We start from the raw sequence: 23,363 nt of genomic DNA, 5'->3' as shown, positions 1-23,363 counted from the left end.
CGGAGAGCGGCCAAAGCAACACTTTGGCCGCTAAAAGTCAGGATTTATGGCGGTTATCGGGTAGGAATATTGTCATAATGCCGAGTAACGGCAGGAAGGCACATATTTTGTAGACCAATTCAATGCTGGAGTGGTCGGCAATCACCCCAAGCACCGCGGCACCGAGTCCACCCATCCCAAAGGCAAATCCGAAAAACAGCCCGGAAACCATACCGATACGTCCCGGCAGTAGCTCCTGGGCATACACCAGAATAGCCGAGAAGGCGGAGGCCAGAATAAAGCCAATGATGACCGTCAGCACGCCGGTCCAGTAGAGCGAAGCATAGGGTAAAACAAGGGTAAACGGCGCGACGCCGAGGATTGACCCCCAAATCACGTATTTTCTACCGATTTTGTCCCCCAGAGGGCCACCGATAACCGTCCCTGCCGCAACCGCAAACAGGAAAGCAAACAGGTGGATCTGGGCGTTTTGTACCGAGAGTCCGAATTTTTGCATCAGGTAGAAAGTGAAGTAACTGCTGATGCTTGCCATATAGAAATATTTGGAAAATATCAGCAGCAGCAGAATGGAGACCGCCAGAATGACCTTATTGCGCGGCAGCGGGTTAACCACCTGCACAGGCGGGCGGCCCTTCGCGATTCGATGCTGAGCGGCGTACCAGCGGCTGATTTGCAGCAGCACAATAATGGCCAGCAGCGCGGCCAGCACGAACCAGGCGACATTGCCCTTGCCGTAGGGCGCAATAATAACTGCCGCCAGCAATGGCCCCAGCGAGCTGCCGAAGTTACCGCCCACCTGGAACAGCGACTGCGCCAGGCCGTGACGGCCGCCGGAAGCCATGCGGGCAACGCGGGACGATTCGGGATGGAACACCGACGAACCGGTGCCGACCAGCGCCGCGGCGACCAGTACGGCAGGGAAGCTCCCGGCCAGCGCCAGTAGAACCAGGCCGCAAAGGGTGAAGCACATACCAATCGGCAGCGACCACGGCATCGGGTATTTGTCGGTGTAGTAGCCCACCAGCGGCTGTAGCAGCGAGGAAGAGAGCTGGAAGGTCAGAGTTATCATCCCAATCTGCATAAAGCTCAGGGAGAACTCGGCCTGCAGCAGGGGATAGATAGCCAGAATCAGCGATTGAATCATGTCGTTAAGCAGGTGGGAAAGGCTGATGGCTCCGAGGATCCCAAATGCGGTGCGCGCTTTTTTTTGCTCCGGGGGCGTGCCCGGCTGGGTGAGGGTTTGAGAACTTGCCATAATTACCTGTAGAAAACGTTTATTGTTTTTAGAGCGGGCTACGCAGGAGATAGCCCGGGATAAATCGTTACCCTGCTAACATACCTGCGCCGCGGATTTGAAGGAAGTCGCATTTCGGAAAAGTTAGTTGTCTATCCTGAAGGCTATCTGGTATTTCTGCGCAGTTACATTTTGACATGGAGATTTGCAATGCGGTTTGCTACAAAAACAATAACCACGGCGCTGCTGGTGGCATTGAGCTTAACCAGCGCGTCGGCGCTGGCCTGGGAAAAAGACAAAACTTACAAAATCACCATTCTGCATACTAACGATCATCACGGCCATTTCTGGCGCAATGAATATGCCGAGTATGGCCTGGCGGCGCAAAAGACGCTGGTAGACAGCGTGCGTAAAGAGGTTGCGGCCGAAGGTGGTAGCGTGCTGCTGCTCTCCGGCGGGGACATCAATACCGGCGTGCCGGAGTCTGACCTGCAGGATGCCGAGCCGGACTTCCGCGGCATGAGCCTGATTGGTTATGACGCGATGGCGGTAGGCAACCATGAATTTGATAACCCGCTCTCCGTTCTGCGCCAGCAGGAAAAATGGGCGAAGTTCCCGCTACTGTCGGCCAACATTTACCAAAAAAGCACCGGCGAACGCCTGTTCAAGCCTTATGCGCTCTTTAAGCCTCAGGGTATTAAGGTGGCGGTTATCGGTCTGACGACAGACGACACGGCGAAAATCGGCAACCCTGAATACTTCACCGACATAGAATTCCGTAAACCGGCCGATGAAGCCAAACTGGTGATTCAGGAGCTGCAAAGCACCGAGAAGCCGGATGTGATTATCGCCGCCACCCATATGGGCCACTACGATAACGGCAATCACGGCTCAAACGCACCGGGCGATGTGGAAATGGCGAGAAGCCTGCCGGAAGGCGCTTTGACGATGATTGTGGGTGGTCACTCACAAGATCCGGTTTGTATGGCGGGCGAGAATCAGAAACAGAAGGATTATGTTCCGGGGACGCCTTGCGCGCCGGACAAGCAAAACGGCACCTGGATTGTCCAGGCCCACGAGTGGGGCAAATACGTCGGGCGCGCGGACTTTGAGTTCCGTAATGGCGAAATGAAACTGGTGCATTACCAGCTGATCCCTATCAACCTGAAGAAGAAAATCACCTACGACAACGGGCAAAGTGAGCGCGTACTTTACACCCCGGAAATCCCTGAGAATCAGCAAATGCTCTCCCTGCTGACGCCGTTCCAGAACAAAGGCCAGGCGGCGCTGAAGGTGAAAGTGGGCAGCGTTAACGGGCATCTGGAGGGCGACCGCAGCAAAGTTCGCTTCGTGCAGACCAACCTGGCCCGCGTGCTGCTGGCGGCGCAAATGGCGCGTACCAGTGCCGATTTCGCGGTGATGAGCGGCGGCGGGGTTCGTGACTCCATCGAGGCCGGTAACATCAGCTATAAAGATGTGCTTAAGGTGCAGCCGTTTGGCAACACCGTGGTGTATATCGATATGAACGGCAAAGAAGTTGAGGAGTACCTGACTGCCGTGGCGCAGAAAACCCCTGACTCCGGCGCTTATCCTCAATTCGCCAACGTGAGCTTTGTGTCTACCGGCGGCAAGCTTAGCGGCCTGAAAATCAAAGACCAGCCTGTCGACCCGGCCAAAACCTACCGCATGGCAACCCTGAGCTTTAACGGCACCGGCGGCGACGGTTATCCGGAAATCGATAAAAAGCCGGGCTATGTCAACACCGGCTTTGTGGATGCGGAAGTGCTGAAGCAGTACATCGAACAGAACTCACCGCTGGACGTGAATGCTTACCAACCTAAAGGCGAGGTGAGCTGGAACTAAGCGTTAATCCAGGCGGGCGATATCGGCGAAACGGGCATCCAGCAGTTTTGCCAGGTCGCTCGCCGCCAGCTCGATATCCAGCCCGCGTTTGCCGCCGGAAATATAGATGGTGGCAAACGTCTGCGCCGGTGCGTCAATCACCGTTGGCAGGCGTTTTTTCTGCCCCAGCGGGCTAATGCCGCCGACCAGATAACCGGTGATGCGCTGGGCGACCATCGGGTCAGCCATCTCAACCTTCTTCACGCCAAGAGCCTTCGCCACCTTTTTCAGGTCAAGCTGTCCGGCGACCGGCGTCACCGCCACCGCCAGGTGTTTCATATCGCCATTTAGCGCCACCAGCAGCGTTTTATAAACCTGGTCGGCGTTCAGCCCCAGCTTGCGAACCACTTCGTCGCCGAAGTTGGTTTCCAGCGGATCGTGCTCATAGGCATGGATTTGAAAGCTGATTTTGTTTTTTTCGAGGAGTTTTACCGCGGGAGTCATGGTTTCCTTCTTTCTTAGTTGTTTTGAAAACGCACAAAATAGTAATCGTAGTGATATACTTGGAGAGTAATATAGCGCTACATAATAGTGATGGCGCAAATCATCACATTGAGCGACAATTCAGCTTCGGTTGCTTCGGCAGCCGAGGATAAACAGAATAATAAATGAAATTCCTCTTTGACGGGCCAATAGAAATATTGGCCATTTTTTTACCCTTTTTTCAGCAATTCCGGCAAGTTACCTTCACCGTAAAGATGCAGCGCCCCCACCGCAACCACATAGCGCCCGGCCGGCAGTTGCTGAAGAAAATCCCGCCACTGATGGTTTCGCTGATGCATCAACACATTGTACAGCTCATCGCCGAAGGTGTTCGGCAGCGCAATATTTCCCTGTTGGGGCGGCGTTTCCAGCCACCAGCCAATCATAATTTGTAATAAGCGCGCGTTGGTGTGCCAGTGGGTAAGCGTATCGTTTAACAGCGACATACCGCCGTTCGGCAGCGCCGTCAGCAGGTCAATTTGGCTTTGCGCCCCCTCCAGCTCGGTAACGGGCACGCCAAAGCGCTGAGCGACTTCAAGCAGCTGATAGTCGATGCCATAATCTGGCCGCAGCCCAAGCCGCTGCGCCTGATGCGCCTGCATAATTAAGGCGACCTGCCAGGCTGGCTGGTTTTCAATGCTGCTGAGCGAGAGGCCAAGCTCGTCGCACAGGGTCACGACCTGCTGATAAGTCTCAGGTTCAAGGCGCTGTTCAAGGCTGATTTCTGGCTCGATATTGCTAAACGGCGAGCCGCCGGAACTGACATCCGCTTCGACAATCAGCGCATCCGCCGCGCGCAGCTTACCGATTAAGCGCTCGGACAGCGGGGCCATATCACGAGTCCCCATATGGATACTGCCCACCAGATGCAAATGGCGTTTACCGGGGAGGGTGACATCGAGAGCGGGCCAGGGATAAGTAGAAGCCGTCAGGCCGGAAAACAGTGAGCTAATACGTTGAAACAAACCCATATCGCGATTCCCTGGCAAAAAAGCCATGCTAACGCCGCGGGCCGGAAGGGGGAAGTAAAAAGTCATCCGGGCCGGTGAAGGCCCGGATGAGCGGGAGGTCAATCTTTTGGTTTAAAGCGCAGCAGGCGGTTAGCGTTGCTTACCACGGTAATGGAAGAGAGCGCCATTGCCGCCCCGGCAACCACCGGGTTGAGCAGCGTGCCGGTCAGGGGATAAAGCACGCCTGCGGCAATCGGGATGCCAAACGAGTTGTAGACGAAGGCGCCCAGCAGGTTTTGCTTCATATTTCGCAGCGTGGCTTTTGAAATAGCCAGCGCGTCGGCAACGCCTACCAGGCTGTGGCGCATCAGCGTAATCGCCGCGGTTTCAATAGCCACATCGCTGCCGCCGCCCATTGCGATCCCCACGTCGGCCTGGGCCAGCGCCGGAGCATCGTTGATGCCGTCCCCGACCATAGCAACCTGGCGACCCTGCTGCTGAAGCTGCTTAATAGCTTCGGCCTTGCCGTCCGGCAGCACGCCCGCTATCACCTCATCAATACCGGCCTCTTTGGCAATCGCATTGGCGGTAATCGGGTTATCGCCGGTGAGCATCACCAGACGGTAGCCGTTGCGGTGCAAACGTTGCAGGGCGCTGATGCTGTCTTTACGAAGCGGGTCGCGGACGGCCAGCAGCGCCATCAGTTTCCCATCCACCGCCAGCAGAACCGGCGTTGAGCCAAGCCGTGCCTGAGCATCAATACTTGCGGCAAGCGCCTCCGTTTCTACGCCCTGCTCGTCGAGCAGCGCTTTGTTGCCCAGCAGAAGCTTGTGTCCTTCCGCCTCGCCGCTAACACCCAGCCCGCGCAAGGTGCGAAATGAACTAACCTCCGGCAGCGTTGCGTCACCCGCTTTTTCGATAATAGCCCGTGCCAGCGGGTGGCTGGAGCCTTGTTCAAGCGCGGCAGCCAGGCGCAGAACCTGGTCCGCATCCACGCCCGGCAGGGTTTCAACGGCAACAACCTGCGGTTTGCCTTCGGTCAGCGTGCCGGTTTTATCGAATACTACGGTATCGAGCGTGCTGGCGCGCTGCAATGCGTCGGCATCCCGCACCAGAACCCCAAATTCGGCGGCGCGGCCTACGCCGGAAATAATCGACATCGGCGTGGCAAGCCCAAGGGCGCAAGGGCAGGCGATAATCAGAACCGTGGTGGCGATAACCAGGGTATAAACAATTTGCGGCGCAGGGCCGACGAAGTACCAAACTGCGGCGCTAAACAGGGCAATCAGCACCACAATCGGCACAAATACCGCAGAGATTTTATCCGCCAGCTGGCCGATTTCCGGCTTGCTGCTCTGTGCCTGGCGAACCATGCGGATAATGCGCGACAGCGTGGTGTGGCTGCCGGTTGCCGTGGCGCGGAACAGCACGCTGCCGTCCTGCACAACGGTGCCCGCATGAATGCCGTCGCCGTTTGATTTTTGCATCGGTATCGGCTCGCCGGTCAGCATTGCTTCGTCGAACCAGGCTTCTCCCCGGGTAATCTCGCCGTCAACCGGCACGCGGTCGCCCGTTGCAAGGCGCAGCGTCATCCCGGCGGTAACTTCGGCCAGCGGCAGCGTTTTTTCACCTTCTTCCGTGACCACTCGTGCGGTTGGCGGCGTCAGATCCAGCAGGCGTTCGAGTGCTTTCGAGGAGCGCTGGCGAGCGCGCTGCTCAAGCATATGGCCGAGATTTATCAGGCCGATGATCATCGCGCTGGCCTCGTAGTAGAGGTGGCGAGCTTCCATCGGGAAGTGTTGCGGCCAGATATTCACGGTAATCGAGTAGAGCCATGCCGCGCCTGTGCCGAGGGCGACGAGCGTATCCATGGTGGCTGCGCGGTTCATCAGGCTGCGCCATGCGCTGCGGTAGAAATGGCCGCCGGCAAAAATTATCACCGCCAGCGTCACGACGCCGATTGCCAGCCACAGGGAACGGTTACTTTCGGTGACCATCATATTGTCGCCGATCATCCCCCAGACCATCACCGGAATGCCGACGGCGAGGGCGACAATGGCCTGCCAGCGGAAGCGCTTCATGGCGGCGTTAGCCGTCTCCTGCTGGCGTTCACGGCGTTTCTGGTCGTCTTCAATGGCTTCTGCGCCGTATCCGGCACTTTCTACGGCTTTAATCAGGGATTCTGCGGAGGCGGTGCCCATTACCAGCGCGCTGCGCTCCGCAAGGTTGACCCGTGCCTGGCTGACGCCCGGTACTTTCTGCAGAGCGTTCTGCACCCGTGAGACGCAGCTGGCGCAGCTCATTCCGTCGATAAGCAGCTGTCGGCTATCATCTTCGGTTGAGGCTGCCGGAAGCGAAGGGGCGACCGCTGTCAGTGCTTCCGACGGAGTTGATGACTCTGCCAGCGGTTCAGCCTTTGGGTGGCTGGCGACTTCTGCGCCGTATCCCGCTTCTTTAACGGTTTCTACCAGAGCTTCCGGCGTAGCGCTGCCGGTGACGCGGGCGTGGGTTTGCGTCACTTCCGCCTGCTCAACGTCCGAACGCTGTTCGAGGCTTTCTTTAACGCGTTTTACACAGTGGCCGCAGGTGAGGCCGTCGAGATTCAAATCTACAATGTGTGACATCGTCAGACTCCTGTACGATTACGAGGTGAAATATTGACCGAAAAGGAGATTCGGTTAACTATGATGAAGGTTAAACCTTCCATCAAGGGGAAGGTCAAGGAGGAAAAATGAATATTAGCGATGTGGCGAAAAAAACCGGGTTAACCAGCAAGGCAATCCGTTTTTATGAACAGAAAGGGCTGGTTACGGCGCCTTTTCGCGCCGACAACGGCTACCGCAGCTATACCCAGAAACATCTCGATGAGCTAACGCTACTGCGTCAGGCCCGCCAGGTGGGGTTTAATCTTGAAGAGTGCAAAGAGCTGGTGAGCCTGTTTAACGATCCGGCAAGGCACAGCGCGGACGTAAAAGCGCGCACTTTGCAGAAAGTGGCGGATATCGAACGGCACATTATCGAATTGCAGAATATGCGCCAGCATCTGCTGACGCTGGCGGAAGCCTGCCCGGGCGATGACGGCGCCGATTGTCCGATTATCGACAACCTTTCCGGCTGTTGCCATCGCCACGGGGTGAGTTAAGCGGCTCTGATTTTCAGCGTGATGCCTTCTACGGCAAGCACGACCACTTCACAGCCTGCCGGGAGATCTTCGTCTGCGGTAACCGGCCAGCTGCTGTCCGCCACACGAACATGCCCCCGGCCATTGACCAGCGCCGTGTCCAGGCGGAACCGGCGGCCAACCAGCTGCTGGCCGCGCTGATTCAGCACTTCACCCGGGACCTGCTGTTTGCGCCCGGAAAGCCAGCGCCACCAGAGGAAGGCGGCAACCAGCGTCAGTAGCGCAAAGCAAACGCCCTGTAGCTCCCAGCCCAGCGGCAGAGCCCAGACCAGCAGGCCGGTTATCACCGCCGCCACGCCGCTCCACAGCAGATAGCCGCTGGCGCCCAGCATCTCCGCCGCCAGCAGCAGTCCGCCCAGCGCAAGCCAGAAGACGTGCGGATGCGCGAGAATACTGTCTATCATTTTTTACGCTCGCTGCCGCTCTGGGCGATAAGTTCGCTGATCCCGGCGATGGAGCCCATCAGGCTTGTGGCATCCAGCGGCATCAGCACTACTTTGCTGTTATTGGCCGAACCGATTGTCTGTAGCGCGTCGGTGTATTTCTGGGCGACGAAGTAGTTCACCGCCTGGATATCGCCTTTGGCAATCGCTTCAGAAACCATCTGCGTGGCGCGGGCTTCGGCTTCGGCGCTACGTTCGCGGGCTTCTGCTTCAAGGAAGGCCGACTGGCGCTCGCCTTCGGCTTTCAGGATCTTCGACTGTTTCTCACCTTCGGCTTTTACGATTTCGGCCTGGCGAATACCTTCCGCCTCAAGAATGTACGCTCGTTTGGTACGCTCGGCTTTCATCTGGGCGTTCATCGCGTCGATAAGCTCCGCCGGCGGGCGGACGTCGCGAATTTCAATACGGGTAATTTTAATGCCCCACGGGTTGGTGGCTTCATCGACGATGTGCAGCAGGCGGGTATTGATGTTGTCGCGCTGGGAGAGCATTTCGTCCAGCTCCATTGAGCCAAGCACGGTACGAATGTTGGTCATCGTCAGGTTGATGATGGCCAGCTCAAGGTTGCTGACTTCATAGGCGGCACGCGGCGCGTCGACCACCTGAATAAAGCATACGGCATCGATGGAAACGTTGGCGTTATCCTTGGAGATAACTTCCTGGGAAGGGATGTCGAGCACTTGCTCCATCATATTGATTTTGCGGCCTACGCGGTCCATAAACGGCACCACAAGGTTGAGCCCCGGCATCAGAGTTTTGGTATAGCGGCCAAAGCGCTCTACGGTCCATTGGAAGCCCTGAGGCACAATTTTTACCCCGGCAGCGACAATCACCAGCGCAACAAGGATTAATACGGGGATCACGATAAGCATTTAAAAACCTCCTGTTTGTTTTGCCGCCAGTCTACCCGCTTAAGTTGAAACATTCAGCAACATCCTGGCAACGGCCGCCAATTAAGTGTAGGCAATCCCGGTCTCTGACCGTAACTATGCCAAATTGGAATGAAGTTGATGAGTTAAGTTCATTTTTTACATGTGGTGTGTAGGCGTAATATCGAATCATTCGGCAGACCAGCTGCGCTGTATGGGACGCCTTAGACGAGGGAGTTTTATCCGGTAGAGGAAGCAATGGGAACGATAATAGCTGAACAGCAACAGACGAATAACAGCCGCTGGCAAAAAATAGTTGAAGAGTTAATTTCCCCGCTGGCTATTGATATTAACGGTAGCGGTCCGGCGGATATTCGGGTTAATAACCCAGAGTTCTTTAAACGAATATTGCAGGAAGGCTCCCTGGGGCTGGGCGAAAGCTACATGGATGGCTGGTGGGAGTGCGACCGACTGGATATTCTTTTTACCCGCATTTTGCGTCACGGCCTTGATAGCCAGATACCAAAACATTTTTCTGACTTAATGCGTATTGCAGGTGCACGGCTGTTTAATTTGCAGTCCCGCAAGCGCGCATGGATAGTCGGCAAAGAGCATTACGATATCGGCAACGATCTGTTTGCGGCGATGCTGGATCCGTATATGCAATACTCCTGCGGCTACTGGAAAGAGGCTACGGATCTTGCTTCCGCGCAGCGCAACAAACTGCATATGATCTGCGAGAAACTCCAGCTTAAACCGGGTATGAAGCTGCTGGATATCGGCTGCGGATGGGGCGGCCTGGCGCAGTACGCGGCCCAGGAGTATGGCGTCAGCGTGGTTGGCGTGACGATTTCCGCAGAGCAGCAAAAAATGGCTCAGGATCGCTGTCGGGGCCTGGATGTCGATATTCTGCTACAGGATTACCGTGACCTGAACAGTAAATTTGACCGCATTGTTTCGGTCGGCATGTTTGAGCACGTCGGCCCAAAAAACTACAACACATATTTTGAAGTTGCGGCCCGTAATATAAAAGATGACGGTCTGTTTCTGCTACACACCATTGGTTCTAACGAAACTGATTTAAACGTTGATCCCTGGATCAATAAATATATTTTCCCCAACGGCTGCCTGCCTTCGGTTAGCCACATTGCCGCCGCCAGTGAAAAGCATTTTGTAATGGAAGACTGGCACAATATCGGCTCGGACTACGATAAAACCTTAATGGCCTGGTACGATAACTTTTTACGCTGCTGGCCGAATATCGAACGCAATTACGATAGGCGTTTCAAACGTATGTTCAGCTATTATTTGAATGCCTGCGCCGGTGCATTCCGTGCGCGTAATATTCAGCTTTGGCAGGTGCTGTTAAGCCCGAGCGGCGTAGACGGCGGGATCCGCGTTTACAGATAAACAGATAAACAGAGAAAGAAAAGGCCGGGAAACCGGCCTTTTTCGTTTTGAACGGATTAATACATCAGGGCATAAATCTGGCGGCGATATTTGGAGGCCAGAGCATCGCCCGTTCCCAGCGCGGCCAGAATTTCCATCATCATTTTACGCGCCTGACCGTCGGCGGCGCCGAGGTCTTTTTTCAGATGGGTGTAAAGCAGCTCAAGCGCTTCTTCGTTACGCCCGACCTGATGCAGCTGCAATGCCAGCTGCCCGGCAAGCTGGGCGTTTTCCGGCTCGTTTTGCACCTGCTGCTGTAGCTGCTGAATTTCCGGGGTATCGGCCGCCTGCTTCAGCAGTTCGATTTGCGAGACCAGCGCCTGGTAGCGAGTATCCTGGTCCTGCAGCGGGATGGTTTTCAGCACCGCTTCGGCATCTTCGCTGCGGTGCAGGGCAATTTGCACTTCCGCCAGCAGCAGGCCAATTTCGCTGTTCTGGCCGGAAAGCTGCCACGCATCTTTTAGCAGCGGCAACGCTTCGGCGTGTTTCCCTTCCTGCATCAGCTCAACCGCCTGCTGAGCCTTCAGCTCTTCTTCACGCGGCAGCACTTTGTCGAGCAGGGCGCGAATCGCTTCTTCCGGCTGCGGCCCCTGGAAGCCGTCAACCGGCTGGCCGTTCTGGAACAGATAAACCGTCGGAATAGAGCGCAGACCAAACTGCGAAGCCACCATCTGCTCGGCGTCGCAGTCAACTTTAGCGAGAATAAACTGACCGTTGTATTGGGCTGCAAGCCTGTCCAGAACCGGCGTTAACTGTTCACAATGCTGGCTGCGGGCAGACCAGAAATAGAACAGCACCGGCTTAGCCATGGACTGTTCCAGCGTCTGGTGCAGGTTCGCTTCGGTAATGTTAATAATATTTTCTGCGGACATGGGCGATTCTCAGTTAAGCATTTGTTTTTTACATGGGGGCTGAGGCCGGGACTTCAACTCAGCTGCGTAAAATTTTGTCCATCGCGCAGGCCGGAAGCAGGCGGCGCAGTACGGAAACAACGTGCGTTACCACGGTCACCGGGTAGCGTAATTTTGGCCTTGGGCTTTCAAACGCATGGCGCACTTTTGCCACTACGGCTTCCGGGCCGAGGGTAAAGCGCGCGGCAATTCCCGGGTTTTCAACCGGCTTGTCGGACTGGGTCTGGTTAACGTTATCGGTAAAGCGGGTGCGGATTGGGCCCGGCTCTATCAGGCTAACCTTAATTCCGCTGTGGCGAAGCTCCATACGCAGCGCGTCGGACCAGGCCTCAAGCGCGTATTTACTGGCGGCATAAGCCCCGCGCCCCGGGGTGGAGATCAGCCCCATTACCGAGCTGGTCATCACGATGCGGCCCTCATGATGAGGCTGCATCGCGGGCAGCAGCAGCATGGTTAGCTGGTGCGTGCCGAAGAAGTTGGTGGAAAACTGCTGCTCCAGCTGTTCGCGGGAAATGGCGTTCAGTGGGCCATAAACGCCATAACCGCCGTTATTAAACAGGCCGTAAAGGCGATTACCGGTGATTTCAATCACTTCGGCGGCGGCACGTTTGACGCTTTCCGGGTCATCAAGATCGAGCTGAATGCCGGTAAAACCGAGCTGATTCATGCGCTCTACGTCTTCCGGTTTACGGCAGGCGGCGAGAATGTTGTAGCCAAGCTTCTGTAACTCCTGCGCGCTGGCTAAGCCAATCCCGCTGGAGCAGCCTGTAATTAAAACGGATTTTTGCATAACTTTACCCGAAGGGTGCCCCGATTATTTATCAGTCGTGTTTAACTATCTCGTCATGCCTGGCGCTGCTGCGCCAGTTATTTAGAGAGTAATGGAGCCAGCCGGGTCGCCATCCAGTCGGCGATAAACGGCTGAGCATCACGGTTTGGGTGAATGCCGTCATCCTGCATCCATTGCGGTTTCAGATACACCTCCTCCATAAAGAACGGGAGCAGAGGAATATCAAACTCTTTGGCAAGCTGCGGATAAATAGCGCTAAACGCCTCATTATAACGGCGTCCGTAGTTGGCGGGCAGGCGAATTTGCATCAGCATGGGCTCAGCGTTCGCCGCCTTAACGTCGGTGATGGCCTGGCGCAGCGTTTTTTCTACCGCCTGAGGCTGGAACCCGCGCAGGCCGTCATTGCCGCCGAGTTCGACCAGCACCCAGCGCGGCTGATGCTGTTTTAGCAGAGCGGGCAGGCGAGCCAGGCCCTGAGCCGCAGTATCGCCGCTGATGCTCGCATTAACCACTTTTGTTCCCTGCTGCTGCCATTTCGCATCCAGCAGGGCGGGCCAGGCACCGTTGGCCGCCATGCGATAACCGGCGCTCAGGCTATCGCCTAATATCAATAACGTGTCCGCCGCCGCGGCGCGGAAGGTCATCAAAGCCAGAAACAGGAAGGGCAAATGCCAGCGGAAAACATTGTTGAAGTTCATCATCTTAGTAAGTCCGTGGGTCAGGGTGAACACGAGCTTTCCATCCTTACCGGAGTTGAGCTGGTTGTCAAACCGGCCGAAACCATCGCCCTGATTGGCGAGTCCGGCTCGGGGAAGTCCACGCTGCTGGCTATTCTCGCCGGGCTGGACGATGGCTCGAGCGGCGAGGTCCACCTTTGCGGCCAGCCGCTGCACAGCATGGATGAAGAAGCCAGGGCGGCGCTGCGGGCAAAAAACGTCGGCTTTGTGTTCCAGTCCTTTATGCTGGTGCCCACCCTTAATGCTCTCGAAAACGTTGAGCTTCCCTCGCTGCTGCGTGGTGAAAATAGCTCGGCCAGCCGGACCCAGGCCAAAGCGCTGCTGGAGCAGCTTGGGCTGGGCAAGCGTCTCGACCATCTTCCCGCCCAGCTTTCCGGCGGCGAGCAACAGCGTGTAGCCCTGGCTCGCGCCTTCAACGGGCGGCCAGGTGTGCTGTTTGCCGATGAGCCAACCGGCAATCTCGACAGGCAAACCGGTTACCGCATTGCCGATCTTCTGTTTTCCCTCAACCGCGATTTCTCCACCACTCTGATCCTCGTCACTCACGATGAACAGCTTGCGGCTCGCTGTGACCGCCGCCTGCGGCTGCGTGAAGGCAAGCTGTGGGAGGAAGCATGATAGCCCGCTGGTTCTGGCGCGAGTGGCGCTCTCCCTCGCTGCTGATTGTCTGGCTGGCGCTTAGCCTCGCGGTGGCGTGCGTGCTGGCGCTCGGCAGCATCAGCGACAGAATGGAAAAAGGGCTGAGCCAGCAGAGCCGCGAATATATGGCCGGTGACCGCACGCTGCGGGCCGCCCGTGCCGTGCCGGCTGAGTGGCTGGAGCAGGCTAAGGCAGACGGCCTTAAGGTGGGCGAACAGCTAAGCTTTGCCACCATGACTTTTGCCGGTGACACGCCGCAACTGGCGGATGTGAAAGCGGTAGACGGCGTTTACCCGATGTACGGCGAGCTGGAAACGGACCCGCCGGGCCTGAAGCCAGAACCCGGGACGGCTTTACTTGCGCCGCGCCTGCTGGCCCTGCTTAACCTGAAGGTAGGCGACAATATTGACGTCGGCGACGCCACGCTGCGTATTGCCGGGCAGGTTATTCAGGAGCCGGACGCCGGGTTTAACCCGTTCCAGATTGCGCCCCGCCTGATGATGAACCTTGCCGATGTTGAGAAAACCGGGGCAGTACAGCCCGGAAGCCGCATTAGCTGGCGCTACAAGTTTGGCGGAGCCGCGCAGCAGCTACAGAGTTATGAGAACTACCTGCTACCGAAGCTGAAGCCGGAACAGCGCTGGATTGGCATGGAGCAGGATGAAGGGGCGCTTGGCAAATCGCTGGAACGTTCTCAGCAATTTCTTCTGCTTTCCGCCCTGCTGACGCTGCTGCTGGCGGTTGCTGCCGTCGCCGTGGCGATGAGTCACTACTGCCGCAGCCGCTATGACCTGGTGGCTATCCTGAAAACGCTGGGCGCGGGCAGGGCGGCGCTGCGCAAGTTAATCATCGGCCAGTGGCTGATGGTGCTGCTGCTGGCGGCCATAGCCGGGGGCGCTGCGGGGCTGGTGTTTGAAGCCGCGCTGCTGCAACTGCTGAAACCGGTGCTGCCCGCCGCGCTGCCGCCTGCCAGCCTCTGGCCGTGGCTGTGGGCGATAGGCTCGATGGTAACGATTTCGCTGCTGGTAGGGCTGCGGCCTTATCGTCTGCTGCTGGCAACTCAACCTTTGCGGGTACTGCGGCGAGACGCGGTGGCGAATGTCTGGCCGCTAAAAATTTATCTCCCGGTGATTAGCTGTGTGGTGGTTGCGCTTCTCGCGCTGTTGATGGGCGGAAGCTCGCTACTGTGGGCGGTGCTGGCCGGTACGCTGGTGCTGGCCGCGCTGTGCGGCATTGTGGGATGGGGCGTACTGAAGCTGCTGAAAAAGCTCACGCTGAAAAATCTTGCCCTGCGCCTGGCGGTTAACCGCCTGCTGCGCCAGCCGTGGGCAACGCTCAGCCAGCTGGCCGCTTTCTCGCTTTCCTTTATGTTGCTTGCCCTGCTGCTGGTACTGCGCGGCGACCTGCTGGAAAGATGGCAGCAACAGCTGCCGCCGGAAAGTCCGAACTATTTCCTGGTTAATATCGCGCCCGAACAGGTTCAGCCGGTGAAAACCTTCCTCGCCGATCATCAGGTGATCCCCGAGTCGTTTTACCCCATCGTGCGGGCGCGCATGACGGCGATTAACGGCAAGGCCACCGAGGGCAACCCGGATGAAGCTCTCAACCGCGAGCTGAACCTCACCTGGCAAAGCCAGAAGCCGGATCATAACCCGATTCTGGCAGGCGCCTGGCCGCCGAAAGCGGGCGAAGTATCGATGGATGAAGGCGTGGCGAAGCGGTTGAACATTCAACTGGGGGACAGCGTCACCTTTATGGGGGACACCCAGGACTTCAGCGCCAAAGTCACCAGCCTGCGCAAAGTGGACTGGGAAAGCCTGCGGCCGAACTTCTATTTCATCTTCCCGCCGGGCGCGCTGGATGCCCAGCCGCAAAGCTGGCTCACCAGCTTCCGCTGGGAAGGCAATAACGGCCTGCTGACCCAGTTGAACCGAGAGTTTCCGACCATCAGCCTGCTGGACATAGGCGCTATTCTGAAGCAGGTCGGCCAGGTGCTGGAGCAGGTAAGCCGGGCGCTGGAGGTGATGGTGGTGCTGGTGACCGCCTGCGGCCTGCTGCTGTTGCTGGCTCAGGTTCAGGTTGGTATGCGCCAGCGCCACCAGGAACTGGTGGTTTACCGCACGCTTGGCGCCGGTAAAAAGCTGCTGCGAACCACTTTGTGGTGTGAGTTTGCTGTGCTGGGGCTGGTTTCCGGCCTGGTTGCAGCCATTGGCGCGGAAACGGCGCTTGGCATGCTGCAAACCCGGGTATTCGATTTCCCGTGGCAGCCTGACTGGCGGCTGTGGGTCGTGCTGCCGCTTACCGGGGCGGTATTGCTGTCGCTTTGCGGCGGCTGGCTGGGCGTTCGCCTGCTGAAAGGGAAAGCGCTGTTCCGCCAGTTTGTCGCCTGATAAGTGCCGGGCAGGGACGCCCGGCATCGTTATAAAATGATTTATATTTCGATGTTTTTTGCGTCAGAACATATTTAAGGCAAATTTATTTGTTTATTTAATATCTATTAAACAAATGGCCCCCGTTAACCGCACGAATCATTAAAAATTCCTAAGAAATCGAAATTAATAAGCGTTAGTATGCCCGCGCTTATAATAAATACGGTTACTAAGGATTCAAAATGACAGCAAAATTGCGCGCTTTACCATTACTGATTGGGGCTGGCCTGCTTGCAGGTATGGCGTCTTTCGCTGCTAACGCAGAAATCACCGTCCTGAAGCAAGATCCGCAGGCCGGTAACCCTCTTAGCCGCCTTAACTTCACCGTGGGCGGCAGTATTCGTCCGCAGTTCAACATGATGTCCGGCGACGGCGACAAAGGCTCTTACAAACGTAATGGCTTTGATGGTGGCACCCGTTTCCGCTTTGCGGCTGATTATTATCTGTTCGATGATATCAGTTGGGTAAGCTATTACGAGCTGGGCGTGAATATCCCTGCGGTATTCGAGTGGGATAACCACTATGCCGAAGGCGCAAATAACACCACCCGCCGCATGTTGTATACCGGCCTGAAAAGCAAAACCTGGGGTCAGTTGACCTACGGCCAGCAGAACAGCGTTTACTATGATGTGGTTGGCGCGAAAACCGATATCTGGGACTACGACATGATCGGCCAGGCTCCGGGTAACGGCATCAACGGCGACTACGACGGATCTTACCGTTCCCGTAACATGCTGAAGTACAAAAACACCTTCGGCGATGCGGACGTTTACGCTTCCTACCTGTTTGAAGATAACGACATCCGTGCGACCACCGGCATGCGTTACAAGCGTAAAGGCGGCGGCTCTCTGGGCGTGGATTACCACATCACCAAAGACCTGACCTGGGGTACCGCATGGAACTACACCCGTGCCGATATGCGTAACCCGAACGACGGCGATAGCAAGTCTTACAACCAGAATATCTACGGTACCGCGCTGAGCTGGAAACCGGACAACTGGACCTTCAGCTTCGGCGGCGGCTGGTATCAGAACTTCCTGACCACCAAACTGAAAGACGTAAACAACTACTTCTCCGGCGACGCGTGGGGCATCGAGTACTTTGCCGGTTACACCATCCCGGTTGGTCAGTACGCGCTTAAATCCGTGCAGCCATACTTCATGGGTGACCGTTTGCAGTACGTTACCGGCCGTAGCTACCAGCGCATCGACAACGGCGTGGGCGTAAGCTTCAAGCTGGATTACGGCTTCCAGGTGGATTACGAGCACGTATTCACCTCCAGCACCGACAACCTGGGCGACATGAACCTGGTTCGTCTGCGCTACGATTTCTAAGTCAGCGTTCTTTTAATAAGCAAAGCGGAAAATCCGCTTTGCTTTTTTGTTATTCGCAAAAGCCCCGTTTTCGCCCTCCGCGCCTTCTCCCGTGCGCAAGATGAAATATTTTCAATTACCTCTGTTAACAGAATGTGCAATCTTACTCTGTCCTGTTGGATCAATTACTTAGTGAGCGGCCCGTCAAAGAGGCTCGCCGCCAGGCATCACACATCATTCTGTTAGGGAGAATACTCATGGGAAATCGTCTCAGCTGGCGTGTTGCGACCGGCGCTTTACTTCTGGCCTGCGGCCTGAACGCTGCCCAGGCAAACAGCGACCCGCACACTATCGTCTTCGGCGTAGCGCCGGGGCCGTACGGCGACATGGTAAAACAGGCCATTGCGCCGTCGCTGAAAGAGAAAGGCTATAAAGTCGTGGTGCGCGAGTTTAGCGACTACGTGCAGCCGAACATGGCGCTGGCGAACGGCAGCATCGACGCCAACCTGTTCCAGCACTCGCTTTACTTCGATAAATTCACCGCTGACAAAAACCTCAAGCTGGCGAAGCTGATCGCCGTGCCAACCGCCGGAATGGGCATCTATTCCCATAAAGTGAAGAGCCTGGACGAACTGAAAAAGGGCGATATCGTCACGCTCTCTAACGACCCGACCAACCTCGCTCGCGGCCTGCGCTTCTTGCAGTCGATGGAATTGATTACCATCAAAGAGAATATCGACCCGACTAAGGCCTCCGAGCGCGATATCGCGACCAATCCAAAAGGGCTGGTATTTAAAGCGCTGGAAGCCGCCCAGCTGCCGCGCACGCTCGACAGCGCCAGCGCCGCGCTGGTGAACGGCAATTTTGCTATTGCCGCCGGGTTGAAGCTCTCTACCGCGCTTAAGCAAGAGCACCTTGATGAAAACCTCAAAAATATCATTGCGGTACGCGCCGAAGATGCCGATAAGCCTTTTGCGAAGGATATCGTCGAAACGGTGAAATCCCCGGCCTATGAAAAAGCCATCGACGACCCGCAAAATGTCTTTAATGCCTTCCAGAAGCCGGACTGGATGGTTGCCGCAGAGAAAAAGTAACTGTCTGAGCAGGGCAGGCGGGATGCCTGCTCTTTGTCGCTGATTTGAGGTTTTCATGATTGAGATAGAAAAAGTCTGCGTGGACTTTGCCGCCGGGCGCAGCCAGACAAGCCGCGCGGTGAATAACGTCACGCTGCATATAGGGGCGGGCGAGGTTTTTGGCATCGTCGGCACCAGCGGCGCGGGGAAAAGCACATTACTGCGAACCCTGAACGCGCTCCAGCGCCCGAGCGAGGGCAGCGTAAAAATCGCCGGGACGGAAATCACCGCATTGCAGGGCACGGCGCTGCGTAAAGCTCGCCAGCGCATAGGCATGATCTTCCAGCACTTCAACCTGATGCATACCCGCACCGTCAGGCAAAACGTCGCTTTCAGCCTTAAGGCCGCGGGCTGGGAACGCAGTAAAATTGGGCCTCGCGTGGCGGAAATTCTTGAGCTTGTGGGGCTGGCGGATAAAGCCAATCGTTACCCGGTGCAGCTGAGCGGCGGGCAGAAGCAGCGTGTCGGCATCGCCCGCGCCATTGCCAACCACCCGGACGTTTTGCTGTGCGATGAGCCGACTTCGGCGCTGGATCTCGAAACCTCAGCCACCATCCTGGCGCTGCTGAAAAAGATCAACCAGCAGTTGGGGATCACCATCGTGCTGATCACCCATGAGATGAACGTGATCAAATCTATCTGCGACCGCGTGGCGGTGATGTCCGGCGGGGAAGTGGTGGAGTCCGGCGAGGTGTTCGACATCTTTGCTCATCCGCAGCACGAGTTCACGCAGCAGCTGGTTTCCCATACGCTGAATTTAACGCTGCCGGTGCGCCTGCTGGACAATATGCGCGGCGCGCTGCTGAAAATCATGTTTATCGGTGACTCGGCGGAGCAGCCGGTGCTCTCCTTCGCGGCGGTAAAATACGGGGTGGCGGTGAATATCCTGCACGGCAAAATTGAGTACATCAGCGATCGCGCTCTGGGCATTCTGGTGGTGGCGATTACCGCACCCGGCAACCCGGCGGCGGTAGGCGATGCTATCGACCATATCCGTAAAAATACGGCCTACGTGGAGGTGCTGAATGGATGATTTAGTCGCTGACCTGACGCTCGCCTTCGGCGAAACCTTCCAGATGCTGGGTATTTCCACGCTGCTGGCAATTATCGGCGGCCTGCCGCTGGGCTTCCTGATCTTTGTTACCGACCGCAATCTGTTCTGGCAAAACCGCGGTCTCAATATCATCAGCTCGGTGGTGGTAAACATCGTGCGTTCGGTGCCGTTCGTGATCCTGCTGGTGCTTTTGCTGCCGCTCACGCAGTTCCTGCTCGGCAACACCATCGGGCCGATTGCGGCTTCCGTGCCTTTATCCGTCGCGGCAATTGCGTTTTATGCCCGCCTGGTGGACGGCGCGCTGCGGGAGGTTGATAAGGGCATTATTGAAGCCGCAGAGGCGTTCGGGGCAAGCCCAATGCGCATCATCTGCACCGTTCTGCTGCCGGAAGCCAGCGCCGGGCTGCTGCGCGGGTTAACCGTCACCCTCGTCAGCCTGATTGGCTACTCGGCAATGGCAGGGATTGTGGGCGGCGGCGGCGTGGGCGACCTGGCTATCCGCTTCGGCTATTACCGCTACGAAACCCAGGTCATGGTGGTCACGGTCGTGGCGCTGATTGTGCTGGTGCAGATCGTGCAAATGTTTGGCGACTACCTCGCCAAACGCGCGGATAAACGCGACAGACATTAATTTGCTTTCTGGCCGGACGTCTGTTCGGCCTGTTTTCTTCCTGATAAGCCCCCAATCTGCAATTCCCCAAAGCGTTTCATCATTCCTGCGAGCCGCCTCGAAGTTTGCCAATCTGCCTGGTTTTTCATCTGGGTTACTGTGCAACCATCCAGTATGATCGGAGGGATGAGCAAGAGATAAACCCGGTCAAAGCCGGAAAAAGAAGCGCCCCCGAATGGTGGTGGAACACCAGACGGGGGCTGACCACAACCGTTATACGGAGTAACAGCTATGGCTAACGCTGATAGTAACACACAGGCTCGCCCTGAAATCACCCCACACGACCCGGCATTTGCGGGCGATATCGCAACCCTGCTAGAAAAGCCGCAGGGCGCAGCGATGGATCTCTTCCAGGTGCTCGATATTTGCGAGCAGTACGCAGAGCATTTGCTTGAAAACAAAAATCAAACGGAACGCATGGCGCTCTGCGGCCGCCTGCTCGCCGGGCTGGAAGTCTTAAAAAGCACGCTCAAAGCCCCGCTGCCGGACCACCTGATAGAGAAGCTGACGCTCAAAGAGAGCGAGGCCCGCATCTGCTACAACCCACTAGCCACTGACTCCGAACCGCTCCGCGAATACTGCACGGCATTAACCATCGTCCTGCTGAATCAGCAAGAATCCCCCGAGCAAAGGCAACAAATGACCGGGCTGCTGTATGAGCTACTCACCGTGCTGGCCGAGGATTTAAAAGCCCCGAGGTTTGTTCGTTCGTTGGATGGTGGTTTGGAGATGATTCCGGGCGGGGTTTTGAATTTGGTTCATTGATTTAAAGTTGTATTGTGAAAATCGCCTTCCCCCTGGTGGGGGGAGGGCTGTTTTGAGCGAAGAGCGGAAGTTCGGAATTCATATTTAAATCAGAGTGTCTTGAGTTATAGGGAGAAGATCACTTTAACTGGCTCTAAGGTTAATCAATATTTCAGTTTTTACCTGCACCTTGCAAAAAAAGATATTTAATTCAATAAATTATGGGGCGAGTTAGGCTATTTTATCTTTACCTGTCTTTTTTGTTGTATCTCCTATCTTCAGTTTGTACATTCATGCAGACAAACTAAGGAGAATTGCCATGATTTACACTGAACGCCTTGAATTGATCCATAAAAGTGGTGATGTGCTTTACCCTGTAAAGGTAACCAGAAAATCATCGGGAAAAACCGCATTCCACCTTGTACCATTCGGCCTGGATAAGACTGATGATCTCGTAGAGGTGGAGGATTCTTCAGAAGCAATTCGTTTGGTGATTGATGAACATCATTCCATTCGCTGCAGCACGCTTACAGCCACTATTACGGACAAAAAGGGCAAGCGGATTAAGCGAACAGGTATATACAATATCAATGGTATTAGCATAAAAAAATACAACGTCAGATAATGGCACAAAGCCGCCTGTAATGAACTGTGTACCAGATATCGACAGGCAGCTTTTAGCGAAGAATGGACATTCACAAGTGTTTGTGTGCAATAGATGGAAGCGTCACCTGACCTCAGGACGTAGCAGTCAATGGGGAACAGGCCACAAATATTTAAAGACCGTCAGAGCTGATTAGAAAGACTCGCGATATACCGTTGTAGTTCTTCTTTTTTATTTTTTAAAACTTCCGATGGTAACTTAGTATAATTAATACTATTTCTAAATGCGATTAATTCATCTATAAGAGGCGATATTTTTTTGATAATTCCTATGTAGCTCGCGTCAACGCTATATTGATACCAATCCTGGTTTTTATGAAGCGAAGAGGTGTTCAAGATAAAAGATTTTAATGTTGAATGGAAATCATCTCGGAAAATCAAAAGGTCTTTCATTGATATATCGTAACGCATGAAAGAAGTGAAATACTCAATGAGTTTCGCATCGTAGTACAATCCTTTTATTGACGATGAAGATAAATATGATACATTGGTGTAAATATTATTTTCTCTCTGAACGATTTGCTCAACCCTTTCTCTGTAGAACTCATTTGTTTTAAAGGAAATATAAGAATTCAGATCTTCTTCATTAAGTTTTCTAATGTGTTCATTTAGAGAAAGGATAAGCATTTCATTTACGCTCAATGATTCATCTGGGAAACTACTTGTATCAATCGCCTTGTTCTTTAAATTGTATTCTAAACATATGAAAAAATCGGGGTTCAATAAAAATTCTTTTAGCTTAATTATATGAGGGTTATTCTCGCTATCTACACCCTCCATGAAATCACGCCTAAAATAATAAAGATAACAGCTTTCGTATGTATTGTAAGCAACCTCTTTAGTTAAATCTTCTAAACTAATTTTTTTATCAGCTTGGGTTTTCAAATGTTCAAAAAAATCAAAATTCTTGAGCATTAAGTTATAATACGAGTAACTTTCACTATCATTTATTTCAAATATTTTTCTATCAATAACAGATGCATTGCAGGCCACAAGAAATAAAATATCGTTTGGGATAAAAGATCTAACGAGAGATGTATATCTTTTTTGAGTTTTAATCACTTCTTTTTCGTCGAATTCATCAGTTACCGGTAATTCTTCTTTAATACTTTTAAGCGTGTGATACAGAATTCGCATGTATGGACTTAGTTGCTCATGACCTCTTATCTCACTGATAAGCCACTCTGTAGTAATTATTTTGTCTGAATAATTATTAGATTTCAACCAATCTCTGACCCTAGCCAAAGAATCATTATGTTGCTCTAAAACGAGATTAAATTTCTGTTGAAACAAGTTTTGTGAGTTTGCTTCTCTTGTAAGGTTTGCGGCTTTCCAGGCAACATAACCTTGATACATAGCTGCGAAAAGAGCAAGCCCTGTAGCCAGCGCTCCGATTTTATCCATGAACTTCCAAATAACACCATGGTAAATATATACAGGGTAAGAAACCAACAAAACCCCACACAAAATATGAAACTTAAACTTTCCATTTATTTTCATTTGATTCCCATACTATATTATTACGCTATGAATCATTTTTGCTGATGACAAAAAAAGATTAAAAATCAATATTTGATTGCTGCAATCTATTATTACTTTAACTACTGATGATTTGAACTATATCATTAAAACTTTCATAAAGAACTACCAGCATGTTATAACGTTTGCAATGTCTACTTTTGGCACACAGCTGACAAGCTAACTGAATTGATGGTCCGCTGTGAGCAAGGAGCAGACGTTTTCTCTGAACTGCCCTGTAAAGATTTTCC

21 protein-coding genes are annotated in these 23,363 nt (G+C 54.5%); 11 read left to right on the top strand and 10 right to left on the bottom strand.

Going from position 1 to position 23,363, the window contains the following annotated elements; genetic code table 11:
• Nucleotides 1-37 precede the first annotated feature (37 nt).
• Entirely contained in the window at nucleotides 38-1,255 is a 1,218-nt protein-coding gene (locus HMPREF0201_RS15275; protein WP_016537639.1) for an MFS transporter, read from the bottom strand.
• A 189-nt stretch (nucleotides 1,256-1,444) separates the two neighbouring features.
• On the opposite strand from HMPREF0201_RS15275, the gene ushA reads away from it, so the two are divergent.
• Entirely contained in the window at nucleotides 1,445-3,097 is a 1,653-nt protein-coding gene (ushA, locus tag HMPREF0201_RS15270) for a bifunctional UDP-sugar hydrolase/5'-nucleotidase UshA (RefSeq protein ID WP_016537638.1), read from the top strand.
• A 3-nt stretch (nucleotides 3,098-3,100) separates the two neighbouring features.
• Here the strand turns inward: ushA and ybaK are convergent, their stop codons facing one another.
• From ybaK to copA, 3 genes are all read right to left on the bottom strand, one after another.
• The gene (ybaK, locus tag HMPREF0201_RS15265; protein ID WP_016537637.1) at nucleotides 3,101-3,580 is read right to left on the bottom strand and encodes a Cys-tRNA(Pro)/Cys-tRNA(Cys) deacylase YbaK; all 480 of its coding nucleotides are present in this window, start codon (nucleotides 3,578-3,580) and stop codon (nucleotides 3,101-3,103) included.
• 209 nt (nucleotides 3,581-3,789) lie between these two features.
• Nucleotides 3,790-4,590, bottom strand: a complete 801-nt coding sequence (locus tag HMPREF0201_RS15260) for a TraB/GumN family protein (RefSeq protein WP_039898569.1) — start codon at nucleotides 4,588-4,590, stop codon at nucleotides 3,790-3,792.
• A gap of 98 nt (nucleotides 4,591-4,688) precedes the next feature.
• A complete protein-coding gene (copA, locus tag HMPREF0201_RS15255) occupies nucleotides 4,689-7,193 on the bottom strand; it encodes a copper-exporting P-type ATPase CopA (protein WP_016537635.1) in 2,505 nt (834 codons plus the stop codon).
• A gap of 107 nt (nucleotides 7,194-7,300) precedes the next feature.
• On the opposite strand from copA, the gene cueR reads away from it, so the two are divergent.
• Complete coding sequence (cueR, locus tag HMPREF0201_RS15250; RefSeq protein ID WP_016537634.1) at nucleotides 7,301-7,711, top strand: Cu(I)-responsive transcriptional regulator; 411 nt, start codon at nucleotides 7,301-7,303, stop codon at nucleotides 7,709-7,711.
• Here the strand turns inward: cueR and HMPREF0201_RS15245 are convergent.
• Both HMPREF0201_RS15245 and HMPREF0201_RS15240 read right to left on the bottom strand, forming a co-directional pair.
• Nucleotides 7,708-8,154 carry an NfeD family protein gene (locus tag HMPREF0201_RS15245; RefSeq protein WP_016537633.1) on the bottom strand — a complete coding sequence of 149 codons (447 nt, stop codon included), beginning with the start codon at nucleotides 8,152-8,154 and terminating at the stop codon, nucleotides 7,708-7,710. The genes cueR and HMPREF0201_RS15245 overlap by 4 nt on opposite strands.
• The gene (locus HMPREF0201_RS15240) at nucleotides 8,151-9,065 is read right to left on the bottom strand and encodes an SPFH domain-containing protein (RefSeq protein WP_016537632.1); all 915 of its coding nucleotides are present in this window, start codon (nucleotides 9,063-9,065) and stop codon (nucleotides 8,151-8,153) included. The genes HMPREF0201_RS15245 and HMPREF0201_RS15240 overlap by 4 nt, the downstream gene beginning before the upstream one ends.
• 255 nt (nucleotides 9,066-9,320) lie before the next feature.
• Between HMPREF0201_RS15240 and cfa the strand changes: the two genes are divergently transcribed.
• Nucleotides 9,321-10,472 (top strand): cyclopropane fatty acyl phospholipid synthase, encoded by a 1,152-nt coding sequence (gene cfa / locus HMPREF0201_RS15235; RefSeq protein ID WP_016537631.1) that lies wholly within the window; start codon nucleotides 9,321-9,323, stop codon nucleotides 10,470-10,472.
• Nucleotides 10,473-10,528: 56 nt separating this feature from the next.
• On the opposite strand, the gene HMPREF0201_RS15230 is transcribed toward cfa, so the two are convergent.
• The 3 genes from HMPREF0201_RS15230 to tesA form a co-directional block, all read right to left on the bottom strand.
• Nucleotides 10,529-11,383, bottom strand: a complete 855-nt coding sequence (locus HMPREF0201_RS15230; protein WP_016537630.1) for a co-chaperone YbbN — start codon at nucleotides 11,381-11,383, stop codon at nucleotides 10,529-10,531.
• Nucleotides 11,384-11,441: 58 nt separating this feature from the next.
• The gene (locus HMPREF0201_RS15225; RefSeq protein WP_016537629.1) at nucleotides 11,442-12,212 is read right to left on the bottom strand and encodes an SDR family oxidoreductase; all 771 of its coding nucleotides are present in this window, start codon (nucleotides 12,210-12,212) and stop codon (nucleotides 11,442-11,444) included.
• 77 nt (nucleotides 12,213-12,289) lie between these two features.
• Entirely contained in the window at nucleotides 12,290-12,913 is a 624-nt protein-coding gene (tesA, locus tag HMPREF0201_RS15220; RefSeq protein WP_039899385.1) for a multifunctional acyl-CoA thioesterase I/protease I/lysophospholipase L1, read from the bottom strand.
• Here tesA and ybbA point away from each other — a divergent pair.
• From ybbA to HMPREF0201_RS15180, 8 genes are all read left to right on the top strand, one after another.
• The gene (gene ybbA, locus HMPREF0201_RS15215) at nucleotides 12,881-13,567 is read left to right on the top strand and encodes a putative ABC transporter ATP-binding protein YbbA (RefSeq protein WP_039899384.1); all 687 of its coding nucleotides are present in this window, start codon (nucleotides 12,881-12,883) and stop codon (nucleotides 13,565-13,567) included. The genes tesA and ybbA overlap by 33 nt on opposite strands.
• Nucleotides 13,564-15,978 carry a putative ABC transporter permease subunit YbbP gene (ybbP, locus tag HMPREF0201_RS15210; protein ID WP_016537627.1) on the top strand — a complete coding sequence of 805 codons (2,415 nt, stop codon included), beginning with the start codon at nucleotides 13,564-13,566 and terminating at the stop codon, nucleotides 15,976-15,978. Before ybbA ends, ybbP begins: the two co-directional genes overlap by 4 nt.
• Nucleotides 15,979-16,199: 221 nt before the next feature.
• Nucleotides 16,200-17,351: a porin gene (locus HMPREF0201_RS15205; protein ID WP_016537626.1), complete on the top strand. Its 1,152-nt coding sequence runs from the start codon at nucleotides 16,200-16,202 to the stop codon at nucleotides 17,349-17,351.
• Between the two features lie 236 nt (nucleotides 17,352-17,587).
• Nucleotides 17,588-18,424 (top strand): MetQ/NlpA family ABC transporter substrate-binding protein, encoded by an 837-nt coding sequence (locus HMPREF0201_RS15200; protein WP_039898564.1) that lies wholly within the window; start codon nucleotides 17,588-17,590, stop codon nucleotides 18,422-18,424.
• A 55-nt stretch (nucleotides 18,425-18,479) separates the two neighbouring features.
• Nucleotides 18,480-19,496: a virulence-associated ABC transporter ATP-binding protein SfbB gene (gene sfbB / locus HMPREF0201_RS15195; RefSeq protein WP_016537623.1), complete on the top strand. Its 1,017-nt coding sequence runs from the start codon at nucleotides 18,480-18,482 to the stop codon at nucleotides 19,494-19,496.
• A complete protein-coding gene (locus HMPREF0201_RS15190) occupies nucleotides 19,489-20,148 on the top strand; it encodes a methionine ABC transporter permease (protein ID WP_016537622.1) in 660 nt (219 codons plus the stop codon). Before sfbB ends, HMPREF0201_RS15190 begins: the two co-directional genes overlap by 8 nt.
• A gap of 270 nt (nucleotides 20,149-20,418) precedes the next feature.
• Nucleotides 20,419-20,952 carry a hypothetical protein gene (locus tag HMPREF0201_RS15185; RefSeq protein ID WP_016537620.1) on the top strand — a complete coding sequence of 178 codons (534 nt, stop codon included), beginning with the start codon at nucleotides 20,419-20,421 and terminating at the stop codon, nucleotides 20,950-20,952.
• Nucleotides 20,953-21,250: 298 nt separating this feature from the next.
• Nucleotides 21,251-21,556, top strand: a complete 306-nt coding sequence (locus tag HMPREF0201_RS15180) for a hypothetical protein (protein WP_016537619.1) — start codon at nucleotides 21,251-21,253, stop codon at nucleotides 21,554-21,556.
• Between the two features lie 161 nt (nucleotides 21,557-21,717).
• Here the strand turns inward: HMPREF0201_RS15180 and HMPREF0201_RS15175 are convergent, their stop codons facing one another.
• A complete protein-coding gene (locus HMPREF0201_RS15175) occupies nucleotides 21,718-23,094 on the bottom strand; it encodes a putative phage abortive infection protein (RefSeq protein ID WP_016537618.1) in 1,377 nt (458 codons plus the stop codon).
• Between the last annotated feature and the right edge of the window lie 269 nt (nucleotides 23,095-23,363).

It is taken from the genome of Cedecea davisae DSM 4568, assembly GCF_000412335.2.
Taxonomy (GTDB): Bacteria; Pseudomonadota; Gammaproteobacteria; order Enterobacterales; family Enterobacteriaceae; genus Cedecea; species Cedecea davisae.
Note: the sequence above shows the minus strand (reverse complement) of the source record. Positions and strands in the feature narration are given on the sequence as shown.

Coding starts and splice junctions, on each gene's coding strand:
- HMPREF0201_RS15275 (WP_016537639.1), bottom strand. CDS start 1,255: ATGGCAAGTTCTCAAACCCTCACCCAGCCGGGCACGCCCCCGGAGCAA.
- ushA (WP_016537638.1), top strand. CDS start 1,445: ATGCGGTTTGCTACAAAAACAATAACCACGGCGCTGCTGGTGGCATTG.
- ybaK (WP_016537637.1), bottom strand. CDS start 3,580: ATGACTCCCGCGGTAAAACTCCTCGAAAAAAACAAAATCAGCTTTCAA.
- HMPREF0201_RS15260 (WP_039898569.1), bottom strand. CDS start 4,590: ATGGGTTTGTTTCAACGTATTAGCTCACTGTTTTCCGGCCTGACGGCT.
- copA (WP_016537635.1), bottom strand. CDS start 7,193: ATGTCACACATTGTAGATTTGAATCTCGACGGCCTCACCTGCGGCCAC.
- cueR (WP_016537634.1), top strand. CDS start 7,301: ATGAATATTAGCGATGTGGCGAAAAAAACCGGGTTAACCAGCAAGGCA.
- HMPREF0201_RS15245 (WP_016537633.1), bottom strand. CDS start 8,154: ATGATAGACAGTATTCTCGCGCATCCGCACGTCTTCTGGCTTGCGCTG.
- HMPREF0201_RS15240 (WP_016537632.1), bottom strand. CDS start 9,065: ATGCTTATCGTGATCCCCGTATTAATCCTTGTTGCGCTGGTGATTGTC.
- cfa (WP_016537631.1), top strand. CDS start 9,321: ATGGGAACGATAATAGCTGAACAGCAACAGACGAATAACAGCCGCTGG.
- HMPREF0201_RS15230 (WP_016537630.1), bottom strand. CDS start 11,383: ATGTCCGCAGAAAATATTATTAACATTACCGAAGCGAACCTGCACCAG.
- HMPREF0201_RS15225 (WP_016537629.1), bottom strand. CDS start 12,212: ATGCAAAAATCCGTTTTAATTACAGGCTGCTCCAGCGGGATTGGCTTA.
- ybbA (WP_039899384.1), top strand. CDS start 12,881: ATGCCAGCGGAAAACATTGTTGAAGTTCATCATCTTAGTAAGTCCGTG.
- tesA (WP_039899385.1), bottom strand. CDS start 12,913: ATGATGAACTTCAACAATGTTTTCCGCTGGCATTTGCCCTTCCTGTTT.
- ybbP (WP_016537627.1), top strand. CDS start 13,564: ATGATAGCCCGCTGGTTCTGGCGCGAGTGGCGCTCTCCCTCGCTGCTG.
- HMPREF0201_RS15205 (WP_016537626.1), top strand. CDS start 16,200: ATGACAGCAAAATTGCGCGCTTTACCATTACTGATTGGGGCTGGCCTG.
- HMPREF0201_RS15200 (WP_039898564.1), top strand. CDS start 17,588: ATGGGAAATCGTCTCAGCTGGCGTGTTGCGACCGGCGCTTTACTTCTG.
- sfbB (WP_016537623.1), top strand. CDS start 18,480: ATGATTGAGATAGAAAAAGTCTGCGTGGACTTTGCCGCCGGGCGCAGC.
- HMPREF0201_RS15190 (WP_016537622.1), top strand. CDS start 19,489: ATGGATGATTTAGTCGCTGACCTGACGCTCGCCTTCGGCGAAACCTTC.
- HMPREF0201_RS15185 (WP_016537620.1), top strand. CDS start 20,419: ATGGCTAACGCTGATAGTAACACACAGGCTCGCCCTGAAATCACCCCA.
- HMPREF0201_RS15180 (WP_016537619.1), top strand. CDS start 21,251: ATGATTTACACTGAACGCCTTGAATTGATCCATAAAAGTGGTGATGTG.
- HMPREF0201_RS15175 (WP_016537618.1), bottom strand. CDS start 23,094: ATGAAAATAAATGGAAAGTTTAAGTTTCATATTTTGTGTGGGGTTTTG.